Origin of the sequence: Rathayibacter sp. AY1C4, from assembly GCF_002932195.1 — a bacterium.
Classification (GTDB): Bacteria; Actinomycetota; Actinomycetes; order Actinomycetales; family Microbacteriaceae; genus Rathayibacter.
On the sequence record NZ_PSWE01000012.1, the window covers coordinates 1 to 25,416 of the forward strand.

Below are 25,416 nucleotides of genomic sequence, written 5' to 3' on the forward strand. Positions count from 1 at the left end.
GGCGGCGATCCCGATGACGACCGAGACCGGATCGTTGGTGCTGTGCCCGAAGGCGACGGGTTCGGCCAGCGTGACGACGGAGAGGCCGTCCGCGAGGACGTCGTTGCCGGGCCGGGCGTGCGCGAGGGCGAGCCCGGGCGCGATGACGATGTACGGCCCGAGCACGTCGACCTGCTCGACCATGCGCCGGGAGTAGGCGGCGTCCACCGCGCCGGTCCGCTCGAGAGCACGGCCCGCCTCGAGGACGGCCTCCCGCCAGGATCCGGCGGAGTGGCGGAGGGCCACCGCCTCCTCGGGAAGCGCGTCGAGCGGCACCGTCAGGCCGCCTCGAAGCCGGCGCTGATCGTCTCGACGAGCTCGCGGCGCTCGTCGAGCGGCAGGAAGGCGGCGTGAGCCGCGTTCAGCTGGAAGGCCTCGAAGTCGTCGAGATCGTACCCGAACGCGTCCGACAGGAGGGCGAGCTCGCGGCTGAGGGTCGTCGCGCTCATCAGGCGGTTGTCGGTGTTCACCGTGACGCGGAAGCCCAGCTGGTAGAGCAGGTCGAAGGGGTGGTCGGCGAGCTCGGCACCCCACGCCGCGACGGCGCCGGTCTGCAGGTTGGAGGAGGGGCTGAGCTCGAGGGCGATCTCGCGGTCCTTCACCCACTCCGAGAGCTCGCCGAGGGTCACGTAGCTCGCGTCGTCGTCCTGGCGCTCGATGCGGATGTCCTCCGCGATCCGGACGCCGTGACCCAGGCGCAGCGCGCGGCCGTCGAGCAGGGCGGAGCGGATGCTGTCGAGGCCGTCCGCCTCCCCCGCGTGCACCGTGGTCGGGAAGTGCGCCGCCGCGAGCAGCTCGAAGGCGGGACGGTGCCTCGAGGCGGGGAAGCCCGCCTCGGCTCCGGCGATGTCGAAGCCGATCGCACCGCGCTCGCGGTGGCGCAGCGCCAGCTCGGCGACCTCGAGCGAGCGGTCGGCGTGCCGCATCGCGGTGATCAGCTGGCCGACGCGGATGCGATATCCCTGCGCCGCCGCCTCCTGCACGCCCTGCTGCAGCCCCTCCTGGACCGCCTCGACAGCCGCGTCGAGCGAGAGCCCGGCGCGCTGGTGCTGCTCCGGCGCCCAGCGCACCTCGCCGTGCACGACTCCGTCGGCGGCGAGGTCGAGCACGAACTCGCGGGCCACGCGCTCGAGCGCCGGCGCGGTCTGCATCACGGCGACCGTCGTCTCGAAGGTGGCGATGTAGTCGGTGAGGGAGCCGGAGTCGGCCGTGGCACGGAACCACTCGGCGAGCGCGTCCGGCTCCTCGGCCGGGAGCGGCACGCCCGTCTCGCGGGCGATCTCGAGGACCGTCCCGGGCCGCAGGCCTCCGTCGAGGTGGTCGTGCAGCGACACCTTGGGGAGCTCGTCGATGAGGACGCCCTCGCCCGGGAGGAGGTACTCCTCGGTCTGATCGGTCACGGTGCTCCTCGCAGGTCGGCGGTGGTTCGCCGACCACCCTAGAGGGTCGGCGGAAGCGGCTCGCCGGGCGGCGCCTCCTCCGTGCCGGGCGGCGCGGGGCTAGGAGACGCGCTCCGCCACGAGGGGGCCGCCGCCGAGCACCTCGTCGCCGTCGTCGCCGATCCGGTAGGCACCGTCGAGCGCCTCGAGCGCCCGGGCGAAGCGCTCCGGCTCGTCGGCCGACAGCGTGAGCAGGGGCTGGCCCGCGCGGACGCGGTCGCCCGGCTTCGCGTGCAGGTCGATCCCCGCCGCGTGCTGCACCGCGTCGGACTGGCGGGCGCGTCCGGCGCCCAGGCGCCAGGCGGCGATGCCGAACGGCAGCGCCTGCTGCTCCACCAGGACGCCGTCGCGCTCGGCGACCACGACGTGGGTCTCGCGGGCCTCGGGGAGCGCCGCATCCGGATCCCCTCCCTGAGCGCGGATGACCGCGCGCCAGGTGTCCATCGCCGCGCCGCCGTCGAGGGCGCGCTCGACGTCCGCGTCCGGCTGCCCGGCGAGGGCCAGCATCTCGCGGGCCAGGGCCAGCGTCAGCTCCCGGACGTCCGAGGGGCCGCCGCCGGCGAGCACCTCGACCGACTCCCGCACCTCGTTCGCGTTGCCGATGGCCAGACCGAGCGGCACGTTCATGTTGGTCAGCAGCGCGGTGGTCCGCACCCCCGCGTCGTTGCCGAGGTCGACCATCGCCCGCGCCAGCTCCCGCGAGCGCTCGATGTCGACCATGAACGCGCCGGAGCCGAACTTCACGTCGAGCACCAGGGCGTCGGTCCCCTCGGCGATCTTCTTCGACATGATCGAGGACGCGATCAGCGGGATCGTCTCGACGGTCCCGGTGATGTCCCGGAGCGCGTAGAGCTTCTTGTCGGCGGGGGCGAGGCCCGAGCCCGCGGCGCAGATCACGCCGCCGACCGTCCGCAGCTGCTCCAGCATCTCCTCGTTGCCGAGGTCGGCCCGCCAGCCCGGGATCGACTCCAGCTTGTCGAGCGTTCCGCCCGTGTGGCCGAGCCCGCGTCCCGAGAGCTGGGGCACCGCCACGCCGAAGGAGGCGACCAGCGGCATCAGCGGCAGCGTGATCTTGTCGCCGACCCCGCCCGTGGAGTGCTTGTCGACCGTGCGCTTGCCGAGTCCGTCGAACCGCATGCGCTCGCCGCTGGCGATCATCGCCAGGGTGAGGTCGCGGATCTCGTCGCGCTCCATCCCGTTCAGCAGGACCGCCATCGCGAAGGCCGCCATCTGCTCGTCAGCGACGTAGCCGCGGGTGTAGGCGTCGATCAGCCAGTCGATCTGCGCGGTCGAGAGCGTGCCGCGGTCGCGCTTGGTGCGGATGATGTCGACGGCGTCGAAGTCCTCGACGGGGGTGGTGCGGGTCATGCGGGGTCCTCGGTTCGGGAGTGGGAGCGGTGACGGCGGCCCTAGGAGGCGGCGTAGGCCTCGAGCGTGCGCGGGCCGAAGGCGTCGGGGATGACCTCGTCGATCGTCTTCACGCCCGACACGGTCTGGAGGAGCATGCCCTCGGCCGAGTGCTCGAAGAGCAGCTGGCGGCAGCGCCCGCAGGGCATCAGGACGCCGCCCTTCCCGTCGACGCAGGTGAAGGCGACGAGCCGGCCGCCGCCCGTCATGTGCAGAGAGGACACCAGCGCGCACTCGGCGCAGAGCGTGAGCCCGTAGGAGGCGTTCTCGACGTTGCAGCCCGAGATCGTCCGGCCGTCGTCCACGAGCGCGGCGACCCCGACGGGGAACTTCGAGTACGGGACGTAGGCGTGGCTCATGGCCTCGAGCGCGGCCTCGCGCAGCGCCTCCCAGTCGATGTCGGTCACGACGGCTCCTCTCAGGACTTCAGGTACGGCTTGCCGGCGGCGGCCGGTCCGCGGGACTGGCCGACGAGACCGGCCACCGCGAAGATCGTCACGACGTACGGCAGCATCAGCATGAACTCGCTGGGCACGGGCGAGCCGATGACGCCGAGCACGTTCTGCAGGTTGGTCGCGAAGCCGAACAGGAGCGACGCGAGCGTCGCCTTGATCGGGTCCCAGCGGCCGAAGATGACGGCGGCCAGGGCGATGAAGCCCGCACCCGCGGTCATCTCCTTGCCGAACGCGCCGACCGCGTCGAGCGTGTAGTACGCGCCGCCGACTCCGGCGATCGCCCCGGCGAGGGAGACGTTCCAGAAGCGCGTGCGGGCGACATCGATGCCCACGGTGTCCGCGGCCTGCGGGTGCTCGCCCACGGCGCGCAGGCGGAGGCCCCACTTGGTCTTGAACAGGCCCCACCACACCGCGAAGATCGCGAAGTACATCAGGTAGACGATCACCGTCTGGTTGAACAGGACGGCGCCCACGATCGGCACCTGGCTGAGCACCGGGATCGGGAGGCGGTCGAACTTCACCGGCGAGTTGAACGTCGACGCATCGGCGGAGAGGACCTGGGAGTAGAGGAAGCTCGTCAGGCCGGTCACCAGCACGTTCAGCACGACTCCGACGATCACCTGGTCGACCAGGTACTTGATCGCGAAGGCGGCCAGCACGAACGACACCAGGACGCTCGCGACCATCGCCGCGAGCAGGCCGAGCACCGGCTGGCGGGTGAGGGAGCCGACCATCGCCGCGGTGAAGGCGCCGGCGAGCAGCTGCCCCTCGATCGCGACGTTGACGACTCCGACCCGCTCCGAGATGACGCCGCCGAGCGAGCCGAAGATCAGCGGAGTGGCGAGCCCGACGGTCCCGAGCAGCAGTCCCGAGACGGGCAGCGCGGCACCGGCCGACGCCCAGACGAGGAACCCGATCAGGAAGACCAGGGCGAAGACCGCCGAGAGCCAGAGCGGGATCCGGCGGCCGGCGCGGGTGAGCGCGGCCGAGGCGACGGCCAGGGCGACCAGGAGGATCGCGACGACCACGCCCGTCCCCCGCGTCGGGAACGGGATGTCCGGCAGCGCGAAGAAGTCGGTCCCCGCGGCGAGGCGGAACGAGCTCGTCCCGTCGCGGCCGAGGGCCACGAAGAGGACGACGGCGAGCAGCGCGAAGACGCCGAACGCGATCGGCGCCTTCCAGCTGCGGATCACGACGCGGTCGGGAGCGGTGGCGACGGCGGTGCTCATGCGGACACCTCCGAGGTGCGGCGGGTGCGGCGCTTCGGGGCTGCCCCGGGCGTCGGGAGGCGGAAGATCGCGCGCACCAGCGGCGGTGCGGCGATGAAGAGGACGATCAGCGACTGGACGACGAGGACCACGTCGATCGGCACGCCCTCGGCGGCCTGCATCGAGTAGCCGCCCGCCTTGAAGGCGCCGAAGAGGATGCCGGCGAAGAACACGCCCCAGGGTCGGGAGCGGCCCAGCAGCGCGACCGTGATCGCGTCGAAGCCGATGCCCGCGTCGATCCCGGAGGTGAAGCCGGTCGTGACCGTCCCCATCACCTGGGCGCTGCCGGCGAGGCCGAGCAGGCCGCCGGAGAGCAGCATCGCGGACACGTAGCTGTTCTTCACGTCGATGCCCGCGACCCGTGCCGCGTGCGGGTTCTCCCCCACCGCGCGGAACTTGAAGCCGATCGTCGAGCGGTTCAGGAGCCACCAGACGAACACGGTCGCGAGGACCGCGAAGACGAAGCCGAGCGTGAGCGAGTATCCGGGGCCGAGGAGCGCCGGGAAGACCGCGGTCTCCTTCATCCCGGGCGACTTCGGGTTGTTCGAGCCGGGCGCCTGCAGCGCGCCGGGCGTCCGCAGGAGGTAGGAGATCAGGTAGAACGCGACGTAGTTGAGCATGATCGTGAGGATCACCTCGTGCGCGCCGGTGCGGGCCTTGAGCAGTCCCACGAGTCCGCCCCAGAGCGCGCCGCCCAGGATGCCGGCGGCGAGCGCGACGATCAGGTGCACGCCCCACGGGAGGTCGAAGGAGAAGCCGACCCAGCCCGCGCAGGCGGCGGCGATCAGCATCTGGCCGCGGCCGCCGATGTTGAACAGGCCGACGCGGAAGGCCAGCGCCACTCCGAGGCCGCCGGCGATCAGCGGGGTCGCGAAGGCCAGGGTGTCCGTCAGCGGCTTGATGCCGTTGGCGAAGCCCTCGCGGCGGAAGTTGTAGACCGAGCCCTGGAAGAGCGAGGAGTAGGCACCGGAGACTGACTGCCAGATCGCCTGCAGGGTGTCGAGCGGCCGGGCGAAGAAGTAGCCCGACGCCGCCTGGACGTCCTTGTCGGTCGCGGCGATCAGCACGCCGCCCGCGATGAGGGAGAGCAGCACGGCGAGCACCGACATCAGCGCGGTGCCGGAGAGGATCTCGCGCAGGACGCGGGAGGCGCCGCTCTCGAGCGGGCCGGGGCGCACCTCCTGATCCGGCTTCTGGCCGGGCTCGAGCCCGGACGCCTTCTCGGTCTCCGCGTCGGGATCGACCGCGGGCAGTTGCGCGTCGCTCACGCCGCCGCTCCCTTCTCGGCGGGCGTCTGCCCGGCCATCATGAGCCCCAGGACCTCGCGGGGCGTGTCGGCGGGGACGATGCCGATGATCCCGCCCTTGTACATGACCGCGATGCGGTCGGCGAGGGCCGCGACCTCGTCGAGCTCGGTCGACACCACGATCACGGGTACCCCGGTGTCGCGCGTCTCGACGATGCGCTTGTGGACGAACTCGATGGAGCCGACGTCGATGCCGCGAGTGGGCTGCGCCGCGATGAACAGCCGCAGCTCCCGGCTGAGCTCGCGCGCGAGCACCACCTTCTGCTGGTTGCCTCCGGAGAGGCGGCCGACGTGGGTGCCGATCCCCTGGGCGCGCACGTCGAACTCGCGCACCCGCTCCTCGGCGAAGCGCTCGAGCTCCTTGAGCCGCAGGCCCAGTCCCTTCACGAACGGACCGCGGTCGCTGCGGTCGAGCATGAGGTTCTCGGCGATCGTGAACTCGGCGACCAGACCGTCCTCGGTGCGGTCCTCGGGGACGAAGCCGACCCCCGACTCGAGGACGCGGCGCACGGACAGCCCGTCGAGGCGGCGCCCGTCCAGGGTCACCGAGCCCTCGACCCGCTCCTGCAGGCCCATGATCGCCTCGGTGAGCTCCGTCTGGCCGTTGCCCTGCACGCCCGCGATCGCGAGGATCTCGCCGCGGCGGACCTCGAAGGAGACGTCGTCGACGACGGCCTGACCGTTGGCGTCGCGCACGGTGAGGTTCGAGACGACGAGGGCCTCGTCGCCCGGCACCGCCTGCTCCTTCTGCACCGTCAGCTCGACGGCGCGGCCCACCATCAGCGAGGCGAGCTCGGCGTTGCTCGCCGTCGGCGACGCCTCCCCCACGACTCTGCCGAGGCGGATGACGGTGATGCGGTCTCCGACCTCGCGCACCTCGCGGAGCTTGTGCGTGATGAAGACGATGGCGGTCCCGGCCGCACGCAGCTGGCGCATGATCGCGATCAGCTCGTCGGTCTCCTGCGGGGTCAGCACCGCGGTCGGCTCGTCGAACACGAGCACCCGGGCGTCGCGGGAGAGGGCCTTGATGATCTCGACCCGCTGCTGCACGCCGACGGGGAGGTCCTCGACCAGGGCGTCGGGATCCACGTCGAAGCCGAAGCGGTCCGAGATCTCGCGCACCCGGGCGCGCGCGGCGGCGAGGTCCAGGCGCCCGCCGGCCTTCGTCTCCTCGTGGCCCAGCATGACGTTCTCGGCGACGGTGAACACGGGGACGAGCATGAAGTGCTGGTGGACCATCCCGATGCCCGCCTTCATGGCGTCACCCGGACCGGAGAAGTGCTGGACCGCGTCGTCCAGCAGGATCTCCCCCTCCTCGGCCTGGTACAGGCCGTAGAGCACGTTCATGAGCGTCGACTTGCCCGCGCCGTTCTCGCCGAGGAGGCAGTGGATCTCACCGGGTTCGACGGTGAGATCGATGTGGTCGTTGGCCACGAGCGCGCCGAAGCGCTTCGTGATGCCACGCAGTTCGAGCTTCATGGGACCAATCTAACTTTCGGTTCGCGCCACGATGCGCCGTCGGCCGGGATCGAGGGACGCAGCGGAGCCGATCGGCCCGCCGGACCGACGAAGAGGCCGGCGGGCCCGAGGTGTGCTCGGGCCCGCCGGCCTCTTCGAGGAGACGGCTAGGACGCCGCGGGAGCGGACGGGGAGGTGACGGTGATGGAGCCGTCGATGATGCCCGCCTTGATGGTGTCGAGCTCGCCCTGCAGGTCGCCCGAGACCTTCGACTCGAAGTCGTGGAACGGCGCGATGCCGACTCCGTCGTTCTCGAGGGTGCCCACGAAGGGAGTGGGGTCGAAGTCGTCGGCTCCGGCGGAGCTGGTGACGTCGGTCGTGCCGGCCTCGATGCCCTTGAGGATCGAGGTCAGGTACAGGTCGGCGCCGTCGGGGTAGGTCTCGTACAGGTCCGCGTCCACGCCGACCATCGCGATGTCCTTGCCGGAGTCGCGGATCGCCTCGATCGCCGACTGGAAGATCGGACCGCCGACGGGGAGGATGACGTCCGCGTTCTGGTCGATCAGCGACTGCGCGGCCGACTTGGCCTCGACGCCCGCCGCGAAGCCGCCGGTGAAGGAGCCGGTCTGCGCGTCGACGTCCCAGCCGACGACCTTGACGTCCTTCCCCTTCTGCTCGTTGTAGTACTTCACGCCGTCGGCGTAGCCGTCCATGAAGATCGTGACGGTCGGGAACTGCTGGCCGCCGTAGGTGCCGACGACGCCGGTCTTGGAGTACGACGCGGCCGTGTAGCCGGCGAGGAACGCCGCCTGCGAGGTGTCGAAGGTGATCGGCTTGACGTTCGGCAGGTCGATCGACGCGTCGTCGATGATCGCGAAGTCGATGTCCGTGTTCGCTTCGGCCGCGGCCGACGTGGCCTCCGCCAGCGCGAAGCCGACGGTGATGATCAGGTTGCAGCCCTGGTCGACGAGGCTGGTCAGGTTCGGGGCGTAGTCCGTCTCGGACTCCGAGGTGACGGTCTTCGGCGTGACACCGAGGTCCTCCGAGGCCTTCACGAGGCCGTTGTAGCCGAGCTCGTTGAACGACTTGTCGTCGAACCCGCCCGCGTCGGAGACCATGCAGGGCAGGAAGTCGCCACCGGCGGCGGCGCTGGAGCCGCTCTCCTCGGGGGCGGAGGCGCAACCGGCGAGAAGCGCGGTGACGCCGAGGGCGGCGAGACCGCCGAACGCGGCCTTACGCGAGGTGATAGTCAAGATGTCGTCCTCCAGGAATGCGGCCCCGCGCGACGAGCGCAACAGGGCGTCGATTCCCACACGTTACCCAATGTGACAAGCCGCTCAGCCGCCCGGACGGTGGTGGTCAGGAAGAGTTACACAGTGTTGATCTTCGCGACATGCGGAGCGTGTCGCGGGGCGGTCGGCTGTGCTCGATTCCGAGCCGCGGAGCGGCTCGGCGCGGTCGGCTGGGCTCGATTCCGAGCCGCGGAGCGGCTTCGCGGTCGGCTGGGCTCGATTCCGAGCCGCGGAGCGGCTCGGCGCGGTCGGCTTCGCGACGGGTGCGTTCCGCAGAGCGGGTCGCGTCGGGCTGGCCTGAATCGCTGGCACGCGATTCCGGCTCGCGGCCCTCTCCCCTGCTGCCGGATGTCGAAGGCGTTCGGAGGAGCTCCGCGCTGCGCGCGGTCGGGCTTGACGCGATGCTCCTCCATAGTGGTCGAGTTGCCGCGGAAGCGGCCTATCGAGACCCAGCCATCAGCACCCAGGGCGACGGCCGAGGCCCTCACCGAGGGCGGTCGAGTGGCCGCGCGAACGGCGGATCGGGACCTCCGCACGCGCAAGAGGCGAGGGGCGGAACGGCGAAGCGCGGCGCCTCCGGGGGGAGGGCCGCGCTTCGACGGGTGGGACGGAGGGCTAGAGGACGTCGGTGCGGCCGGAGAGGCGCAGGGCGTCGACGACGCCCTTGACCTTCTGGGCGTTCTCGGTCGTGGTCACCAGGAGCGCGTCGGGGGTGTCCACGACGACGATGTCCTTCACTCCGATGAGGGCGATGGTGCGGTTGCCGCCGCTGACGACGATGCCCGTCGCGGAGTCGGCCAGCACGCGGGCGTCCTCGCCGAGGATGGCGAGGTCCGAGCGGAGTCCGCTCGAGTGCAGCTTCGCGATCGAGGCGAAGTCGCCCACGTCGTCCCAGGAGAAGTGGCCGGGCACGACGGCCAGCTTGCCCGCGGCCGCGGCCGGCTCGGCGACGGAGTAGTCGATCGCGATCTTCTCCAGGCCCGGCCAGATGCGGTCGACGACCGCGCCGCGCTCCGGGGTGTCCCACGCGGCGGCGAGCTCGAGCAGTCCGGCGAGCAGCTTCGGCTTGGCGCGGCCGAGCTCCTCGAGGAGGCGGTCGGCGCGGGCGATGAACATGCCCGCGTTCCAGAGGTACTGACCACTGGAGAGATAGGCGCGCGCGGTGTCGGCGTCGGGCTTCTCGACGAAGGAGTCGACGGCGAGCGTGTGCGTCGCCCCGTCGATCCCGAGGTGCTTCCCCGTGCGGATGTAGCCGAAGCCCACGGCAGGCTCGGTCGGCGTGATGCCGATGGTCGCGATGTAGCCCGCGTCCGCCGCGACGACGGCCTCGGCGACCGCGTCGTGGAACAGCTGCTGACCGCTGATGACGTGGTCGGCGGCGAACGAGCCGATGATCACGCCGGGCTGGCGGCGCTCGAGGATGGCGGCGGCCAGGCCGATCGCGGCGGACGAGTCGCGCGGCTCGCTCTCGAGGACGACGTTGAGGTCCTCGAGGCTCTCGAGCTGCTCCTCGACGGCGGCGCGGTGCGCGCGGCCGGTCACGACCATGATCCGGTCGGCGCCCGAGATGGGCGCGAGGCGGTCCCAGGTGTCGCGGAGGAGGGTCTGCCCCGACCCCGTCAGATCGTGCAGGAACTTCGGGGCGTCGGCCCGGGAGAGCGGCCACAGCCTCGAGCCGATCCCGCCGGCGGGGATCACGCTGTAGAAGCGGTCGAGCGGGGCGCGGCCATCGGTCTCAGGTGATGTCATGTCCGCAGGATACAAGGGAGCCCGAGCGCGACCGTCCGTTCACCCGGGCGCGCGCCGCCGTTCATCCCGCCGCCGTAGCGTCCGGGGCGTGAGAGTCGCGGTCGTCACCGAGAGCTTCCTGCCGTCGTTGAACGGCGTGACCACGAGCGTCCTGCGGGTGCTCGACGAGTTCGCGGAGCGCGGGATCGAGGCGCTCGTCGTCTGCCCGGCCGCGGGGGCGCCGGGCCACTACGCGGGCCACCGCGTCGTGGAGCACCCGGCGATCGCCTACCGCGACTTCCCGGTCGGAATCCCCACGCTGGCCCTCACCCGGGAGCTGGCCGACTTCGAGCCCGACGTGGTGCACGTCGCCTCGCCCTTCCTCCTCGGCGCCCGCGCCATCGCCTCGGCCGGCCGGCTCGGGGTGCCGAGTGTCGCGATCTACCAGACGGACGTCGCGCGATTCGCGGCCCGCTACGGCATCCGCGGCGCCCGCGCCCTCGCCTGGCGGGTGATCCGTCAGATCCACGCCGGGGCGGACCTGACCCTCGCCCCCTCCACCAGCGCCCTCGACGACCTCGCCGCCGCCGGCATCGAGCGCACCGCGCTGTGGGGCCGCGGCGTGCAGAGCGAGCGCTTCCACCCGCGCCGCCGCTCCTCCCCCTACGCGCAGGCCGTCCGAGCCGGACTCGGCGCCGATGATGCGCTCGTCGGCTACATCGGGCGCCTCTCCCCCGAGAAGAGAGTGGAGCGGATGGCGGCACTCGCCTCCCTCCCGCACGCGGAGCTGGTCGTGGGCGGCTACGGCCCCTCCTCCGCCCGGGTCGCCGCCGCCCTCGGCCCGGCGGCGCGGATGCTCGGCCGGCTCGACGGCGACCGGCTGCCGGCGGTCTTCGCCGCGCTCGACGTCTTCGTGCACACCGGCACGGAGGAGACGTTCGGCCAGACGGTCCAGGAGGCGCAGGCGTCCGGCACCGCCGTGGTCGCGCCGCACGCGGGCGGCCCCACCGACCTCATCGAGCACGGCGTGGACGGCCTGCTCTACGCGCCCGAGAGCGACTCCGACCTCCGCCGGCAGGTGGAGCGCCTGGTCCGAGATCCCGCACTGCGCGCCCGGCTCGGCGAGGCGGGCCGCCGCCGCGTGCTCCACCGCACCTGGAGCGCGCTCACCGACGAGCTCCTCGCGCACTACGCGACCGCGGGGGCGCCCGCCCTCGCCCTGCCCCGCAGCTAAGGCTCGCCTAAGCCGCGCCCGCCTGCGAGCGCGCTTAGAATCGGAGGGCGAGTTTCTCGTCGCTCCCCGCCCCGTCCCCGTCCACGCGACGTGGGAACAGGTCAGGCCGTCGGAGCACAACCAGGGAGGGTTGTTCGTGTCAGTTCAAGCTGCTCAAACCCTCGCACCCCGGAAGCAGGGGAAGATCCGGCGTCCGGCCGGCACCCTGTACCGCGGTCGCGAAGGCATGTGGTCGTGGGTGCTCCACCGGATCACCGGTGTCGCCATCTTCTTCTTCCTCCTCGTCCACGTCCTCGACTCCGCTCTCATCGCCGTGAGCCCCGAGGCGTACAACGCGGTCATCGGGACGTACAAGAACCCGATCATGGGACTCGGCGAGACCGGGCTCGTGGGCGCCATCGCGTTCCACGCGCTGAACGGCCTGCGGATCATCCTGGTCGACTTCTGGAGCTGGGCGACCCGCAACCAGCGCGTCCTCTTCTGGGTCGTCATGGGCCTCTGGGTCGTGCTGATGCTCGGCTTCGCGCCGCGCCACCTGATCAACGTCTTCAGCGAGGGGGGTGCGCATTGAGCACCGTCGCCGCACCGCGGACCCCGCACACCCCGACCCGCTCCTCCGGCACCAACTGGGAGAAGTGGGGCTGGATCTACATGCGCGCCTCCGGCGTCGTGCTGATCGTCCTGATCTTCGGGCACCTCATCTACAACCTGCTGCTGGGCGACGGCATCAAGGCCATCGACTTCGGCTTCGTCGGCGGCAAGCTGGCGAACCCGTTCTGGCAGTGGTGGGACGTCCTCATGCTGTGGCTCGCGCTGATCCACGGCGGCAACGGCATGCGCACGCTGGTCAACGACTACGCGACCTCGCCCCTGCTGGCCAAGGCCTTCAAGGGCGGCATCCTCGTCGCCGTCGTCGCGCTGATCGCGCTCGGCACCTGGGTCGTCTTCGCGTTCGACCCGTGCCCCGCCGGCACCGCCGCGGACCTGCTGCCCTCCTTCTGCGCAGCGTGACCACGGTGCCGCGGATCGGAGAGGGGCCCGCGCCCCTCCCGGTCCGCGGCACCGCGTCCCGGCACCTCCCCCTCCCATCCCCGTACGACGGAGCACCCACCCTGTGAGCACACCAGGCCACACCCACACCGGCGCCGACCAGAGCGCCTTCGCGCAGACCGTCGGACCCGACGGCGTCCACTACCACCAGTTCGACGTCGTCATCGTCGGCGCCGGCGGTGCCGGGATGCGCGCGGCCATCGAGGCCGGCCCCAAGGCGAGGACGGCCGTGATCTCGAAGCTGTACCCGACCCGCTCCCACACCGGAGCGGCGCAGGGCGGCATGGCCGCCGCCCTCGCGAACGTCGAGGAGGACAGCTGGGAGTGGCACACCTTCGACACCGTCAAGGGCGGCGACTACCTCGTCGACCAGGACGCGGCCGAGATCCTCGCGAAGGAGGCCATCGACGCGGTCATCGACCTCGAGAACATGGGCCTGCCCTTCAACCGCACCGACGAGGGCAAGATCGACCAGCGCCGCTTCGGCGGCCACACCCGCGACCACGGCAAGGCGCCCGTCCGCCGGGCCTGCTACGCGGCCGACCGCACCGGCCACATGATCCTGCAGACGCTGTTCCAGAACTGCGTCCGGCTCGGCATCAACTTCTACAACGAGTTCTACGTCCTCGACCTGGTGATGACCGAGGTCGACGGAGTGGCCAAGCCCTCCGGCGTCGTCGCCTACGAGCTGGCCACGGGCGAGCTGCACGTCTTCCAGGCGAAGGCGATCATCTTCGCGACCGGCGGCTTCGGCAAGATCTACAAGACCACCTCCAACGCGCACACCCTCACCGGCGACGGCGTCGGCATCATCTGGCGCAAGGGCCTCCCCCTGGAGGACATGGAGTTCTTCCAGTTCCACCCGACCGGCCTCGCCGGCCTCGGCATCCTCCTCACCGAGGGAGCGCGAGGAGAGGGTGCGATCCTCCGCAACGCCTCGGGCGAGCGCTTCATGGAGCGCTACGCCCCCACCATCAAGGACCTCGCGCCGCGCGACATCGTCGCCCGCTGCATGGTCCAGGAGGTGGCGGAGGGACGCGGCGCCGGACCGCACAAGGACTACGTGCTGCTGGACTGCACCCACCTGGGCGCCGAGGTCCTCGAGACCAAGCTCCCCGACATCACCGAGTTCGCCCGCACCTACCTGGGCGTCGACCCCGTCGTCGAGCCGGTCCCCGTCATGCCGACCGCGCACTACGCGATGGGCGGCATCCCGACCAACGTCAAGGCCGAGGTGCTCTCGGACAACACGACCGTCGTCCCGGGCCTCTACGCCGCCGGCGAGTGCGCGTGCGTCTCGGTGCACGGCTCCAACCGCCTCGGCACCAACTCCCTCCTCGACATCAACGTCTTCGGCAAGCGCAGCGGCAACAACGCCGCCGACTACGCCAAGACGGTCGACTTCACCCCCCTGCCCGCCGACCCGGCCGGAGCGATCCGCCACATGCTCGCCTCGCTCCGCTCCGCGACCGGCACCGAGCGGATCGCCTCGATCCGCAAGGAGCTGCAGGACGAGATGGACAAGAACGCTCAGGTGTTCCGCACCGACGAGTCCCTCGAGGCCGTCACCGGGACCATCCAGCGCCTGCGCGACCGGTTCCGCAACATCTCGGTGCAGGACAAGGGCAAGCGCTTCAACACCGACCTCCTCGAGGCCGTCGAGCTGGGCTTCCTGCTCGACCTCGCCGAGGTCGTCGTCTACTCGGCGCGCAACCGCAAGGAGAGCCGCGGCGGCCACATGCGCGACGACTTCCCGAAGCGCGACGACGAGAACTACATGCAGCACACGATGGCGTACCTCTCCGGTGACGCCCACTCCTCCGACGCCGGTGACCACATCCGGCTCGACTGGAAGCCCGTCGTGATCACCCGGTACCAGCCGATGGAGAGGAAGTACTAGCCATGTCGACCGCTACCCTCGATCAGCCGCCCGCCGCCCCCGCGGCCCCGGAGGCGTTCACCGTCACGTTCATCATCCGCCGTTTCGACCCCGAGGTGGACGCCGAGCCGCGCTGGCAGGACTTCGACGTCGAGATGTACTCGACCGACCGCGTCCTCGACGCCCTGCACCGCATCAAGTGGGACCAGGACGGATCGCTGACCTTCCGCCGCTCGTGCGCGCACGGCATCTGCGGATCCGACGCGATGCGGATCAACGGCCGCAACCGCCTGGCCTGCAAGACGCTGATCAAGGATCTCGACATCTCGCAGCCGATCTACATCGAGGCGATCAAGGGCCTGCCCCTCGAGAAGGACCTCGTCGTCGACATGGAGCCGTTCTTCGCCTCCTACCGCGAGGTTCAGCCGTTCCTGGTCGCCAACACCCCGGCACCCAAGGGCAAGGAGCGCGTGCAGTCGGTCGCCGACCGCGCCCGCTTCGACGACACCACGAAGTGCATCCTCTGCGCCGCGTGCACGTCGTCCTGCCCCGTGTTCTGGACCGACGGGCAGTACTTCGGCCCCGCGGCGATCGTGAACGCCCACCGCTTCATCTTCGACTCGCGCGACGACGCCGGTGGAGCGCGCCTGGACATCCTCAACGACAAGGAGGGCGTGTGGCGCTGCCGCACGACCTTCAACTGCACGGAGGCGTGCCCGCGCGGCATCCAGATCACGCAGGCGATCGCCGAGGTGAAGCAGGCCGTCATCCGCGGCCGCGCCTGATCCTCCCCCTTGCGAACGCGTCCGGCCCGCCGGGATCCTCGGATCCCGCGGGCCGGACGCGTTCCTGCGTGCAGGCGGGCGCGTGCACGGGAGCGCCGCGAGGCCTCAGTACGCTGGAGGAATGACCGAGGCGCCCGACACTCCCCGCGGGATCCCGGGCCTGTTCGAGCGGGTCATGCGGACGCGGCCGGTGCGGGTGATGCTCCACTACTCCGAGACCGGCGGGCCCCTCTTCGCCTCCGGACTCGCCTTCCAGGCCCTGTTCGCGGTCTTCGCGGCGCTCTTCGTCTTCTTCGCCGTCTTCGGCTTCTGGGTGCGCGACGACTCGGTGCTGCGCGACTCCCTCCTCGACCTGGTGACCCGCTCCGTCCCCGGCCTGATCGGCGGGAAGAACGCCCTCGTGTCGGTCGACGACCTGCTCGACTCGTCGATCCTCGGCTGGACGGGTGCGATCGCGGCCGCCGGCCTGCTCTGGACGGCGCTGAACTTCCTGGGGAGCCTGCGCCAGGCGGTCCGGCTGCTCTTCTCGCTCCCCGGACCCACGACCCTCTTCGTCGTGCTCAAGCTCAAGGACGCGGGGCTCGCCCTGGTCTTCGGGGCGGTGCTGCTGGTCTCGGCGGGTCTCTCCGTGTTCTCGACCTCGCTGGTGGACGTGGCGTTCGGCTTCCTCGGGATCGGCAGCGAGTCGATGCCGGCCCGTCTCGCCGGCAGCGCGGTCGGCCTGCTGATCATGCTCGCCCTGGACACGGGCACGCTCGCCGGCTCCTTCCGCATCCTCTCGGGCATCTCGATCCCCTGGAAGAACCTCTGGGCGGGGTCGCTGCTCGGCGGGATCGCTCTCGGCGCGCTCAAGGTCCTCGGGACGCGGCTGCTGGGCGGCGCCTCCCGCAATCCGCTGCTCGCCTCGTTCGCGGTCCTCATCGGTCTGCTGATCTGGTTCAACCTCGTCTGCCAGGTGATCCTGATCGCCGCGTCGTGGATCTCCGTCGGGATGAGCGACGCCGGGATCTCGGCGCGCAAGCTCACGCCGGAGGAGCGCGAGAAGGAGCGGGAGGAGCAGCTGCGCACCGCCCGCCGCACCCTCGCCGAGGCCGAGCGCGAGCGGCTTCGCGCCGCGCTGCCGGAGGCGTCCCTCCTCAAACGACGGCGCCTGGAGCGCCAGCTCGCGCAGCTCGAGGAGGAGCTCGAGCAGCTCGCCGCCTGACCCGGCGGTCCTCCTTCCGTCCAGCCCTGCGTCGCCGGGCCCGATTCCGCCTGCCGAGTCTGTCCGTTTCTGTTGACTTCCCTCCCGAACGGGTCTAAAAAGAGGTAAACGCAGATCCGAGGTCGGCAACGACGCCGCGGATCCGGCGCACCACCCACGGCGAGACGACGGAGTCCACATGTACGCACCGGAGCGGCACCAGGCGATCCTGGACCGCGCCCGCACCGACGGGCGCGTCGAGGTCCGCGACCTCGCCCTCTCCCTCGCCGTGACGCCGGAGACGATCCGCCGCGATCTCACCAGCCTCGAGAAGCGGGGCCTGCTGCGCCGTGCGCACGGCGGCGCCATCCCCGTCGAGCGCCTGGGCATCGAGCCCGAGGTCGCCGCCCGCGAGGGACACCTCGCCGGCGAGAAGGACCGCATCGCCACCGCGGCCCTCGCCGAGGTGCCCGACGGCGGCTCGATCGCCATCGACGCCGGCACCACCACGGTGCGGCTGGCGGAGCTGCTCCCCCTGGACCGCTGGCTGACGGTCGTCACCCACTCCCTCCCCGTCGCGATGGCGCTCGTCGGCCGGCCCAACATCGACCTCCACCTCATCGGCGGGCACCTGCGCGGAGTCACGCAGGCCGCCGTCGGACCGTGGGCCGCCCAGGCCCTCTCCACGGTCTCGGTGGACGTCGCCTTCATCGGCACGAACGGCCTCAGCCTCGAGCGCGGGCTCACCACCCCCGATCTCGACGAGGCCGTCGTCAAGTCCGCGATCATCGCCTCCGCGCGCCGGGTCGTGGTCCTCGCCGACCACTCGAAGTTCGGCCGGCAGGACTTCGGGCACGTCGCTCCGCTGTCCGCGGTCGACACCGTCATCACCGACGCCGATGTCGACGACGAGCTCGCCGACGACATCGAGTCGGCCGGCCCGGAGGTCGTCCGCGCATGATCGTCACCGTCACCGCCAACCCGAGCATCGACGTCACCCTCTCCACGAGCGGCTTCGCCGTCGGCGAGGTCAACCGCGCGCACGACGTGCGGCGCGACCCGGCCGGCAAGGGCGTCAACGTCGCCCGTGCCCTCGCCCGCAACGGCGTCGAGGCGACCGCGGTCTACCCGGCCGACGCCTCCACCGGCCTCGACCTGTCCACCATGCTCCGGGTCGCCGGAGTCCGCTCGGCCAGTGCGGCGATCGCCCACCCGATCCGCACCAACATCACCGTGGTCGACGACAAGACGGGCCGCACCACCAAGATCAACGAGCCCGGCCCCGCCGTCACGGAGGAGGAGGCCCACGCCCTCTCCGAGCTGATCGGCGAGCACGTCTCGGCCTCGCCCCGCTGGCTCGTCGCCTGCGGCAGCGTCCCCCCGGGACTGGGAGCGGACTTCTACCCCGCGCTCGGCCGCCTCGCCCTGCACTTCGGCGTCCCCCTCGCCGTCGACACCTCGGGAGCCCCCCTGACCGCGATCATCGCGGCCGGCACCGCCACCCTGGTGAAGCCCAACCTCGAGGAGCTCGAAGAGCTCCTCGGCCGCTCCCTGACGACGGTCGGAGACGTCGTCGCCGGAGCCCGTGAACTCCTGCAGCTGCCCGACGCGCGAGCGCTCGTCAGCCTCGGAGAGCACGGCGCCCTCCTCGTCACGGCGCATGCGTCGTGGTGGGCGGGCGCCCCCGCCGTCGTGCCTCTCAGCACCGTCGGCGCCGGCGACAGCACGCTCGCCGGCTACCTCTCGGCCGTCGACGCCACGGAGGCGGAGCGCCTCGCGACAGCAGTCGCGTGGGGTACCGCCGCCGTCCAGCTCCCGGGCAGCGAAGCCCCGGGTCCCGACTCCCTCCGCCTCGACGACGTCTCCGTCGTCGAGAACCCCGACCCCACCCTCCCGATTGGAGAACTGAGCGCATGACTGCTCTCACCGAGGCGTCGACGGTCATCGTCGACCTCACCGCCGCCACGAAGGACGAGGCCACCGCGCAGCTCGCGAAGACGCTCGCCGACGCCGGCCGCGTCACCGACCTCGACGGCTTCCTCGCCGACGTCCGCGACCGCGAGTCGCAGATGGCGACCGGCATGCCCGGCGGCATCGGGATCCCCCACGCCCGCTCCTCCCACGTCGTCTCGCCCAGCGTGGCGGTCGGCATCGCGAAGCAGGGCGTCGACTTCGGCGCCCCCGACGGCCCGGCCGACCTGATCTTCCTGATCGCGGCTCCGGACGGCGCCGACCAGGCGCACCTCAAGATCCTCGCCCAGCTCGCCCGCAAGCTGATCCACGAGTCCTTCACCGGTTCCCTCCGCGCCGCCGCCAGCGGCCAGGAGGTCGCGGACATCATCGCCCGAGAGGTCGTCGTCTCATGAGGATCGTCGCCGTCACGAGCTGCATCGCCGGCATCGCGCACACCTACATGGCGGCCGAGGCCCTCGAGCAGGCCGCGAAGAAGAAGGGGTACGAGATCCAGGTCGAGACCCAGGGCGCCGCGGGCTCCGATCCCATGTCGGACCGGACCATCGCCGACGCCGACGTCGTGATCCTCGCCGCCGACCTCGAGGTCCGCGGCAAGGAGCGCTTCGCCGGGAAGCCCACCCTCGAGGTGGGCACGTCGGAGGCGCTCGCGAAGGCGGCCGACGTCATCGACCGCGCCGTCGCGAAGGTGCAGGACGCGCCCGCCGCGAGCCCCGCCTCCGGCCCGCGCTTCGTCGCCGTGACCAGCTGCATCGCGGGCATCGCCCACACGTACATGGCGGCGGAGGCGCTCGAGCAGGCCGCGAAGAAGCGCGGCTACCCGATCCACGTCGAGACCCAGGGCGCGGCCGGCTCGGACGAGATGACCGCGGCCGACATCGCCGCCGCGGACGTCGTCATCCTCGCCGCCGACCTCGAGGTCCGCGGCAAGGACCGCTTCGCCGGCAAGCCGATCCTCCAGGTGGGCGTCGCCGAGGCCCTGTCCAAGCCGGACGAGGTCCTCGACCGCGCTCTGGCCCTCCGCGGCTCCGGCTCCGCCGCGTCCGCCCCCGCCCGCTCGACTCCGGCCGCGGCCCCCGCCGCGCCGAAGAAGGTCGGCGTCGGAACACGCATCCGCCAGAACCTGATGACCGGCGTCTCCTACATGATCCCGTTCGTCGCGGCGGGCGGTCTGCTGATCGCGCTGTCGTTCCTGTTCGGCGGCTACCGGATCGTCGACTTCACGGCCCAGCAGATCATCGACGACGGCTTCAACGTGGCGAACATCACCGACTGGGCCGGAGTGATGTTCCTCATCGGAAGCGCGACCTTCGCCTTCCTGGTGCCGGTGCTCTCGGGCTTCATCGCCTTCGGCATCGCCGATCGTCCCGGCATCGCGCCGGGCTTCCTCGGCGGCGCGGTCGCGGTCACCGTCGGCGCGGGCTTCCTGGGCGGCCTCGCCTCCGGCTTCATCGCCGGCTACGCGGCCCTCTACATCTCGCGGATCAAGCTCCCCGCGGCGTTCAAGTCGCTGATGCCCGTCGTGATCATCCCCCTGATCGCCACCTTCATCACCGGCTTCCTGATGTTCGTGGTGCTCGGAGCGCCGCTCCGCGCACTGAGCGAGGGCCTGTCGTCCTGGCTCTCGGGCCTCTCGGGCGGCAACCTGATCATCCTGGGGATCATCCTCGGCCTCATGATGGCGTTCGACATGGGCGGTCCGGTCAACAAGGTGGCCTACGCCTTCGCGACCACCGGCCTCGCCTCCGTCCCCGCCGACGGCGACCCGAACTCCGTGCAGTTCAAGGTGATGGCGATCGTCATGGCCGCCGGCATGACCCCGCCGCTAGGTCTGGCCCTGGCCACGACGCTCCGCAAGCGCCTGTTCACCGACGCCGAGCGCCAGAACGGCAAGGCCGCCTACCTGCTGGGCGCGTCCTTCATCTCGGAGGGGGCCATCCCGTTCGCCGCGGTCGACCCGCTGCGCGTGATCCCGTCCGCCATGGTCGGCTCGGCCGTCACGGGTGCGCTCGTCGCGCTCTTCGGCTCCACCCTCCGCGCCCCGCACGGCGGCGTCTGGGTCACCGGGCTCGTCGGGCAGCCGATCCTCTACCTGGTCGCCATCCTGGTGGGCATGGTCGTCACGGCCGTCTGCGTGATCATCGCGAAGAGCATCAAGCGCGCCCCCGTGGTCGCCGAGGTGCCCGAGCCCGCCACCGCGCAAGCCGTCCCCGCCTGATCCCCTCCGACCGACCGTCCTGAGCGGTCCCGCCGGCGGTCGCCTCCGCGCTCCTCCCCCTCTCCGAGGGAGTCGCGCGAGGCGGCCGCCGGCTTCCGCGTTCCGGGGTGCGAGCGCGGCCGGGCGGCCCGCTCCGCGGCTCCGAATAGACTGCTCCGGTGACTCGCAGCACCCTCCGCATCGCCTCCGTCAACGTGAACGGCGTCCGCGCCGCCTACCGCAAGGGGATGGGCGACTGGCTCGCCGCGCGCGACGTCGACGTCCTGGCCCTGCAGGAGGTCCGCGCCTCCACGGACGACCTCACGGGGCTCCTCGGGGACGAGTGGGACGTGCTGCACGACGAGGCGACCGCCAAGGGGCGCGCCGGAGTCGCTCTCGCCTCGCGCAGGCGCGCCACGATCCACCGGGTGACGTTCGGCGCCGACGACTTCGACTCGGCCGGACGCTGGCTCGAGGCCGACTACGAGGTCGGCGGCCGCTCGCTCACCGTCGTCTCCACCTACGTCCACTCCGGCGAGGTCGGCACCCCCAAGCAGGTCGAGAAGTACCGCTTCCTCGACGCGATGGAGGCGCGCCTGCCCGAGATCCAGGCGCACAGCGAGCTCGCCGTGGTGATGGGCGACCTCAACGTCGGCCACCGCACGCTCGACATCAAGAATTGGAAGGGCAACGTCAAGAAGGCCGGCTTCCTAACGGAGGAGCGCGCCTACGTCGACCGCTTCGTCGGCGCCGAGGGCGACCCGGACTACAACGCCGGTGCCGGACTGGGCTGGGTCGACCTCGGCCGCCGGTTCGCGGGCGAGGTGCCCGGACCGTACACGTGGTGGTCGCAGCGCGGCCAGGCCTTCGACACCGACACCGGCTGGCGCCTCGACTACCAGCTCGCCACGCCCGCGCTCGCCGACCTCGCCCGCAGCTACGAGGTCGACCGCGCCGCCTCCTACGACACCCGCTGGTCCGACCACTCCCCCGTGGTCGTCGACTACGAGCTCTGACCCTCTCCCCCGCGAACCGACCCCTCGAGGCCACCCATGACTCCCAGCACCCCGGGCGCCAAGCCCGTCATCTTCTCCGGCATGCAGCCCTCCTCCGGGTCGCTGCACCTCGGCAACTACATCGGCGCGCTGACCCAGTGGGTCGCGATGCAGGAGGACTTCGACGCCTACTTCTGCGTCGTCGACCTGCACGCGATCACGGTCCCGCAGGACCCGCAGCAGCTCCGCGAGCGCACCCGCGCGACCGCCGCGCAGTACATCGCCGCGGGCATCGACCCCACGCGCTCGACCCTCTTCATCCAGTCCCACGTACCCGCTCACGCCGAGCTCGCCTGGGTCCTCAACACCCTGACCGGCTTCGGCGAGGCCAGCCGGATGACGCAGTTCAAGGACAAGTCGGCGAAGCAGGGCGCTGAGGCCGCCTCGGTGGGCCTGTTCACCTACCCGATCCTGATGGCGGCCGACATCCTGCTGTACCAGACGGACGCGGTGCCGGTCGGCGAGGACCAGCGCCAGCACCTGGAGCTCACCCGCGATCTCGCCGCGCGCTTCAACTCGCGCTTCGGCGAGACCTTCGCCGTGCCGGAGCCCCACATCGTGCGCGAGACCGCGAAGATCTTCGACCTGCAGAACCCGGGCGCCAAGATGTCGAAGTCGGCGGAGTCGGATGCGGGCCTGCTCAGCGTGCTCGACGAGCCGAAGGCGACCGCGAAGAAGATCATGCGCGCCGTGACGGACACCGAGTCGGAGGTGCGCTTCGACCGGGCGGCGAAGCCCGGCGTCTCGAACCTGCTGACGATCTACTCGGTCCTCGCCGACCGCTCCGTCGAGTCGCTGGAGCAGGAGTACGCGGGCCGCGGCTACGGGGACCTCAAGAAGGGCCTCGTCGAGGTGGTCGCCACCACCTTCGACCCGATCCGAGCGCGGACCGCGGAGCTGCTCGCCGACCCGGCCGAGCTCGACCGGGTCCTCTCCCTCGCCGCCGACCGCGCGTCCGAGACCGCGGAGCGCACGCTCGCCGCCGTCTACGACTCCGTCGGCCTCCTCCGCCGCGTCCGCTGAGGCGGCCGTGCTGCGGCTCGCGCTCTTCGACCTCGACGACACCCTCTTCGCCCATGCCCGCGCTGTGCGGGAGGGGATCGTCGCGTACGCCGCCTCGCTCGGCGCCGCCTACGCCGGCGAGCCGGCCGACGTGCAGCGCCGCTGGCACCTGCTCGAGGAGGAGCACTACCACCGCTACCTCGCGGGCGAGCTCGACTACGAGGGCCAGCGCCGGGCGCGCGCCACGGACTTCGCCGCGGAGGCCGGAGTCGGGCTGACTCCCGAGGAGGCGAGCTCCTGGTTCCGCGGGTACCTCGAGCACTACGTCGCCGCCTGGACCCTCCACGACGACGCGCTGCCCGTCCTCGACCGGCTCGACGCCGCCGGAGTCCGCCTCGGCGTCATCACCAACGGCGTGCTCGACTTCCAGCGGGGGAAGATCGAGGGCACGGGCCTCTCCGGTCGCTTCGAGCACGTGATCGCCTCCGGCGACGTCGGCGTCGCCAAGCCGGACGCGCGGATCTTCGCGATCGCCTGCGAGCGGTTCGGGGTCTCTCCGGAGGAGGCCCTCTACGTCGGCGACCGGCTCGGCACCGACGCCGTCGGAGCGGCCGCTGCGGGCCTGCGCGGCGTCTGGCTCGACCGCGTCGGCGGTCCCGAGCACGGCCGCGAGCTGCCGCCCGAGGCGGTCGAGCTGGGCGTGCGCCGGATCGGCTCCCTGGACGAGCTGGACGCGCAGCTCGGGCTGTCGGCGGACTGAGGCCCCGCCCGGTCCGGGTCTCGATAAGCCGCCTGCAGCGACTACGCGACCAGCATGCAGGTCCGAATTGCCGGGTCTCGATGAGCCGGCTGCGGCGAAGACTCGACCAGCATGGGTGTCCCCGAACCACCCCGTTGCGATACTCGTTGCGCCGTCGTCGGAACGACGAAGCGCCCCACCCGACCCGAGGGTCGGACAGGGCGCTTCACGTGAACGGACTCACGCCATCCGCTCGTTGCGCAAGGCGAACGGGGAGGACGCGTGTCAGCGTCGTCCCCTAGCCGGACGCGACCCGCTCCCCGAGACGCGACCACCTCGATGAGCCGACCGCGCCGCGGCAGGCAGGGACTGCCACGGAGAAAACTACTGCACGTCCTCGTCGATCCAGTCGAAGGTCTTGGTGACGGCCTTCTTCCAGAGGCGGTACTGGCGGGCGGCCTCGTCCTGGTCCATCTGCGGGGTCCAGCGCGAGTCCTCCTGCCAGTTCTGGCGCAGGTCGTCGAGGTTCTCCCAGAAGCCGACCGCGAGACCGGCCGCGTAGGCCGCTCCGAGCGCGGTGGTCTCCGCGACGACCGGTCGGACGACCGGGACGCCGAGGATGTCGGCCTGGAACTGCATGAGCAGGTTGTTGGCGATCATTCCGCCGTCGACCTTGAGCTCCTGCAGGGGGACGCCGGAGTCGGCGTTGACCGCGTCCAGGACCTCGCGGGTCTGGAAGGCGGTCGCCTCGAGCGCGGCGCGGGCGATGTGGCCCTTGTTGACGTAGCGGGTGAGGCCGACGAGGGCTCCGCGTGCGTCGGAGCGCCAGTAGGGGGCGAACAGACCCGAGAAGGCGGGCACGAAGTACGCGCCTCCGTTGTCCTCGACCGTGGCGGCCAGCGCCTCGACCTCGGGGGCCGAGCCGATGAGGCCCAGGTTGTCGCGCAGCCACTGGATCAGCGAGCCGGAGACCGCGATCGAGCCCTCGAGCGCGTAGTGCACCTCGCCGTCGCCGAGCTTGTAGCCGATGGTGGTGAGCAGACCGTTCTTCGAGTGGACGATCTCGGTGCCCGTGTTGAAGATCAGGAAGTTGCCGGTGCCGTAAGTGTTCTTCGCCTCGCCCGGGTCGAACGCCGCCTGGCCGAAGGTCGCGGCCTGCTGGTCGCCGAGGATGCCGGCGATCGGGACCTCGCGCAGCAGCGACGAGGACTCGACGTGGCCGTAGACCTCGGAGGAGGAGCAGACCTCGGGGAGCATCGACTTCGGGACCCCGAAGGCCTCGAGGATGTCGTCGCGCCACTCGAGGGTCTCGAGGTCGAGGAACAGGGTGCGGGAGGCGTTGGTGACGTCGGTCTTGTGGACGCCGCCGTCGATGCCGCCGGTCAGGTTCCAGAGGACCCAGGTGTCCGTCGTGCCGCAGATCAGGTCGCCCGCCTCGGCCTTCTCGCGAGCACCCTCGACGTTCTCGAGGATCCAGACGATCTTGGTGCCGGAGAAGTAGGTCGCGAGCGGGAGGCCCACGATCGACTTGAAGCGGTCAGCGCCCTCGTCGCCCGCGAGGCGGTCGACGATCGACTGGGTGCGGGTGTCCTGCCAGACGATCGCGTTGTAGACCGGCTTGCCGGTCGTCCTGTCCCAGACGACAGCGGTCTCGCGCTGGTTGGTGATGCCGACGGAGGCGATGTCGTGGCGGGTCAGGTCGGCGCGGGAGAGAGCCTGGCCGATCACCTCGCGGACGTTGTTCCAGATCTCGATCGGGTCGTGCTCGACCCAGCCGGCGCGCGGGAAGATCTGCTCGTGCTCCTTCTGGCCGGTGGAGACGATCGATCCCTTCTTGTCGAAGATGATCGCGCGGGACGACGTGGTCCCCTGGTCGATAGCGATGACGTAGTCAGCCATGAATGATTACTCCTTCGTAACGGGGGTGAA

23 protein-coding genes are annotated in these 25,416 nt (G+C 71.3%); 13 read left to right on the plus strand and 10 right to left on the minus strand.

Annotated elements, in window-relative coordinates; all coding sequences use genetic code 11:
* The 9 genes from C5C99_RS07785 to C5C99_RS07825 form a co-directional block, all read right to left on the minus strand.
* Positions 1 to 315: PTS sugar transporter subunit IIA (locus C5C99_RS07785; protein ID WP_104339875.1), on the minus strand; the 315-nt coding region annotated here is incomplete at its 3' end.
* A 2-nt stretch (positions 316 to 317) separates the two neighbouring features.
* Entirely contained in the window at positions 318 to 1,439 is a 1,122-nt protein-coding gene (locus tag C5C99_RS07790) for an adenosine deaminase (protein WP_104339876.1), read from the minus strand.
* A 99-nt stretch (positions 1,440 to 1,538) separates the two neighbouring features.
* On the minus strand, positions 1,539 to 2,846 hold the full coding sequence (locus C5C99_RS07795) for a thymidine phosphorylase (protein WP_104339877.1): 1,308 nt from the start codon (positions 2,844 to 2,846) through the stop codon (positions 1,539 to 1,541).
* A 41-nt stretch (positions 2,847 to 2,887) separates the two neighbouring features.
* On the minus strand, positions 2,888 to 3,292 hold the full coding sequence (locus C5C99_RS07800; RefSeq protein WP_104223180.1) for a cytidine deaminase: 405 nt from the start codon (positions 3,290 to 3,292) through the stop codon (positions 2,888 to 2,890).
* 11 nt (positions 3,293 to 3,303) lie between these two features.
* The gene (locus tag C5C99_RS07805) at positions 3,304 to 4,569 is read right to left on the minus strand and encodes an ABC transporter permease (RefSeq protein WP_104232837.1); all 1,266 of its coding nucleotides are present in this window, start codon (positions 4,567 to 4,569) and stop codon (positions 3,304 to 3,306) included.
* A complete protein-coding gene (locus tag C5C99_RS07810; RefSeq protein ID WP_219813614.1) occupies positions 4,566 to 5,876 on the minus strand; it encodes an ABC transporter permease in 1,311 nt (436 codons plus the stop codon). Before C5C99_RS07810 ends, C5C99_RS07805 begins: the two co-directional genes overlap by 4 nt.
* Positions 5,873 to 7,393 (minus strand): ABC transporter ATP-binding protein, encoded by a 1,521-nt coding sequence (locus C5C99_RS07815; RefSeq protein WP_104223182.1) that lies wholly within the window; start codon positions 7,391 to 7,393, stop codon positions 5,873 to 5,875. The genes C5C99_RS07810 and C5C99_RS07815 overlap by 4 nt, the downstream gene beginning before the upstream one ends.
* A 146-nt stretch (positions 7,394 to 7,539) precedes the next feature.
* Positions 7,540 to 8,625, minus strand: a complete 1,086-nt coding sequence (locus C5C99_RS07820; protein WP_104232890.1) for a BMP family protein — start codon at positions 8,623 to 8,625, stop codon at positions 7,540 to 7,542.
* A 654-nt stretch (positions 8,626 to 9,279) separates the two neighbouring features.
* Positions 9,280 to 10,413: a mannose-1-phosphate guanylyltransferase gene (locus C5C99_RS07825; RefSeq protein ID WP_104223184.1), complete on the minus strand. Its 1,134-nt coding sequence runs from the start codon at positions 10,411 to 10,413 to the stop codon at positions 9,280 to 9,282.
* 88 nt (positions 10,414 to 10,501) lie between these two features.
* On the opposite strand from C5C99_RS07825, the gene C5C99_RS07830 reads away from it, so the two are divergent.
* The 13 genes from C5C99_RS07830 to C5C99_RS07895 all read left to right on the plus strand — a co-directional run bounded on the left by C5C99_RS07830 (position 10,502) and on the right by C5C99_RS07895 (position 23,508).
* Positions 10,502 to 11,626: a glycosyltransferase family 1 protein gene (locus C5C99_RS07830; protein WP_181065415.1), complete on the plus strand. Its 1,125-nt coding sequence runs from the start codon at positions 10,502 to 10,504 to the stop codon at positions 11,624 to 11,626.
* 136 nt (positions 11,627 to 11,762) lie between these two features.
* The gene (sdhC, locus tag C5C99_RS07835; RefSeq protein WP_374952907.1) at positions 11,763 to 12,197 is read left to right on the plus strand and encodes a succinate dehydrogenase, cytochrome b556 subunit; all 435 of its coding nucleotides are present in this window, start codon (positions 11,763 to 11,765) and stop codon (positions 12,195 to 12,197) included.
* On the plus strand, positions 12,194 to 12,637 hold the full coding sequence (locus C5C99_RS07840) for a succinate dehydrogenase hydrophobic membrane anchor subunit (protein ID WP_104223187.1): 444 nt from the start codon (positions 12,194 to 12,196) through the stop codon (positions 12,635 to 12,637). The genes sdhC and C5C99_RS07840 overlap by 4 nt, the downstream gene beginning before the upstream one ends.
* A 202-nt stretch (positions 12,638 to 12,839) precedes the next feature.
* The gene (gene sdhA, locus C5C99_RS07845; protein WP_374953732.1) at positions 12,840 to 14,576 is read left to right on the plus strand and encodes a succinate dehydrogenase flavoprotein subunit; all 1,737 of its coding nucleotides are present in this window, start codon (positions 12,840 to 12,842) and stop codon (positions 14,574 to 14,576) included.
* Between the two features lie 2 nt (positions 14,577 to 14,578).
* Positions 14,579 to 15,340: a succinate dehydrogenase iron-sulfur subunit gene (locus C5C99_RS07850; RefSeq protein ID WP_104339879.1), complete on the plus strand. Its 762-nt coding sequence runs from the start codon at positions 14,579 to 14,581 to the stop codon at positions 15,338 to 15,340.
* A gap of 121 nt (positions 15,341 to 15,461) precedes the next feature.
* Positions 15,462 to 16,544, plus strand: coding sequence for a YhjD/YihY/BrkB family envelope integrity protein (locus tag C5C99_RS07855; protein WP_104339880.1), 1,083 nt, complete (start codon positions 15,462 to 15,464; stop codon positions 16,542 to 16,544).
* Positions 16,545 to 16,722: 178 nt separating this feature from the next.
* Entirely contained in the window at positions 16,723 to 17,484 is a 762-nt protein-coding gene (locus C5C99_RS07860; RefSeq protein ID WP_104339881.1) for a DeoR/GlpR family DNA-binding transcription regulator, read from the plus strand.
* A complete protein-coding gene (locus tag C5C99_RS07865) occupies positions 17,481 to 18,440 on the plus strand; it encodes a 1-phosphofructokinase family hexose kinase (protein WP_104246693.1) in 960 nt (319 codons plus the stop codon). Before C5C99_RS07860 ends, C5C99_RS07865 begins: the two co-directional genes overlap by 4 nt.
* Positions 18,437 to 18,889 (plus strand): PTS sugar transporter subunit IIA, encoded by a 453-nt coding sequence (locus C5C99_RS07870; protein ID WP_097166616.1) that lies wholly within the window; start codon positions 18,437 to 18,439, stop codon positions 18,887 to 18,889. Before C5C99_RS07865 ends, C5C99_RS07870 begins: the two co-directional genes overlap by 4 nt.
* Positions 18,886 to 20,712, plus strand: a complete 1,827-nt coding sequence (locus C5C99_RS07880) for a PTS fructose-like transporter subunit IIB (RefSeq protein ID WP_104232839.1) — start codon at positions 18,886 to 18,888, stop codon at positions 20,710 to 20,712. The genes C5C99_RS07870 and C5C99_RS07880 overlap by 4 nt, the downstream gene beginning before the upstream one ends.
* A 158-nt stretch (positions 20,713 to 20,870) precedes the next feature.
* Positions 20,871 to 21,707: an exodeoxyribonuclease III gene (locus tag C5C99_RS07885; protein WP_104339882.1), complete on the plus strand. Its 837-nt coding sequence runs from the start codon at positions 20,871 to 20,873 to the stop codon at positions 21,705 to 21,707.
* A gap of 36 nt (positions 21,708 to 21,743) precedes the next feature.
* Positions 21,744 to 22,769 (plus strand): tryptophan--tRNA ligase, encoded by a 1,026-nt coding sequence (trpS, locus tag C5C99_RS07890; RefSeq protein WP_104339883.1) that lies wholly within the window; start codon positions 21,744 to 21,746, stop codon positions 22,767 to 22,769.
* 7 nt (positions 22,770 to 22,776) lie between these two features.
* Positions 22,777 to 23,508, plus strand: a complete 732-nt coding sequence (locus tag C5C99_RS07895; protein ID WP_104261093.1) for an HAD family hydrolase — start codon at positions 22,777 to 22,779, stop codon at positions 23,506 to 23,508.
* 363 nt (positions 23,509 to 23,871) lie between these two features.
* Here the strand turns inward: C5C99_RS07895 and glpK are convergent, their stop codons facing one another.
* On the minus strand, positions 23,872 to 25,386 hold the full coding sequence (gene glpK / locus C5C99_RS07900; RefSeq protein WP_104339884.1) for a glycerol kinase GlpK: 1,515 nt from the start codon (positions 25,384 to 25,386) through the stop codon (positions 23,872 to 23,874).
* Positions 25,387 to 25,416 lie beyond the last annotated feature (30 nt).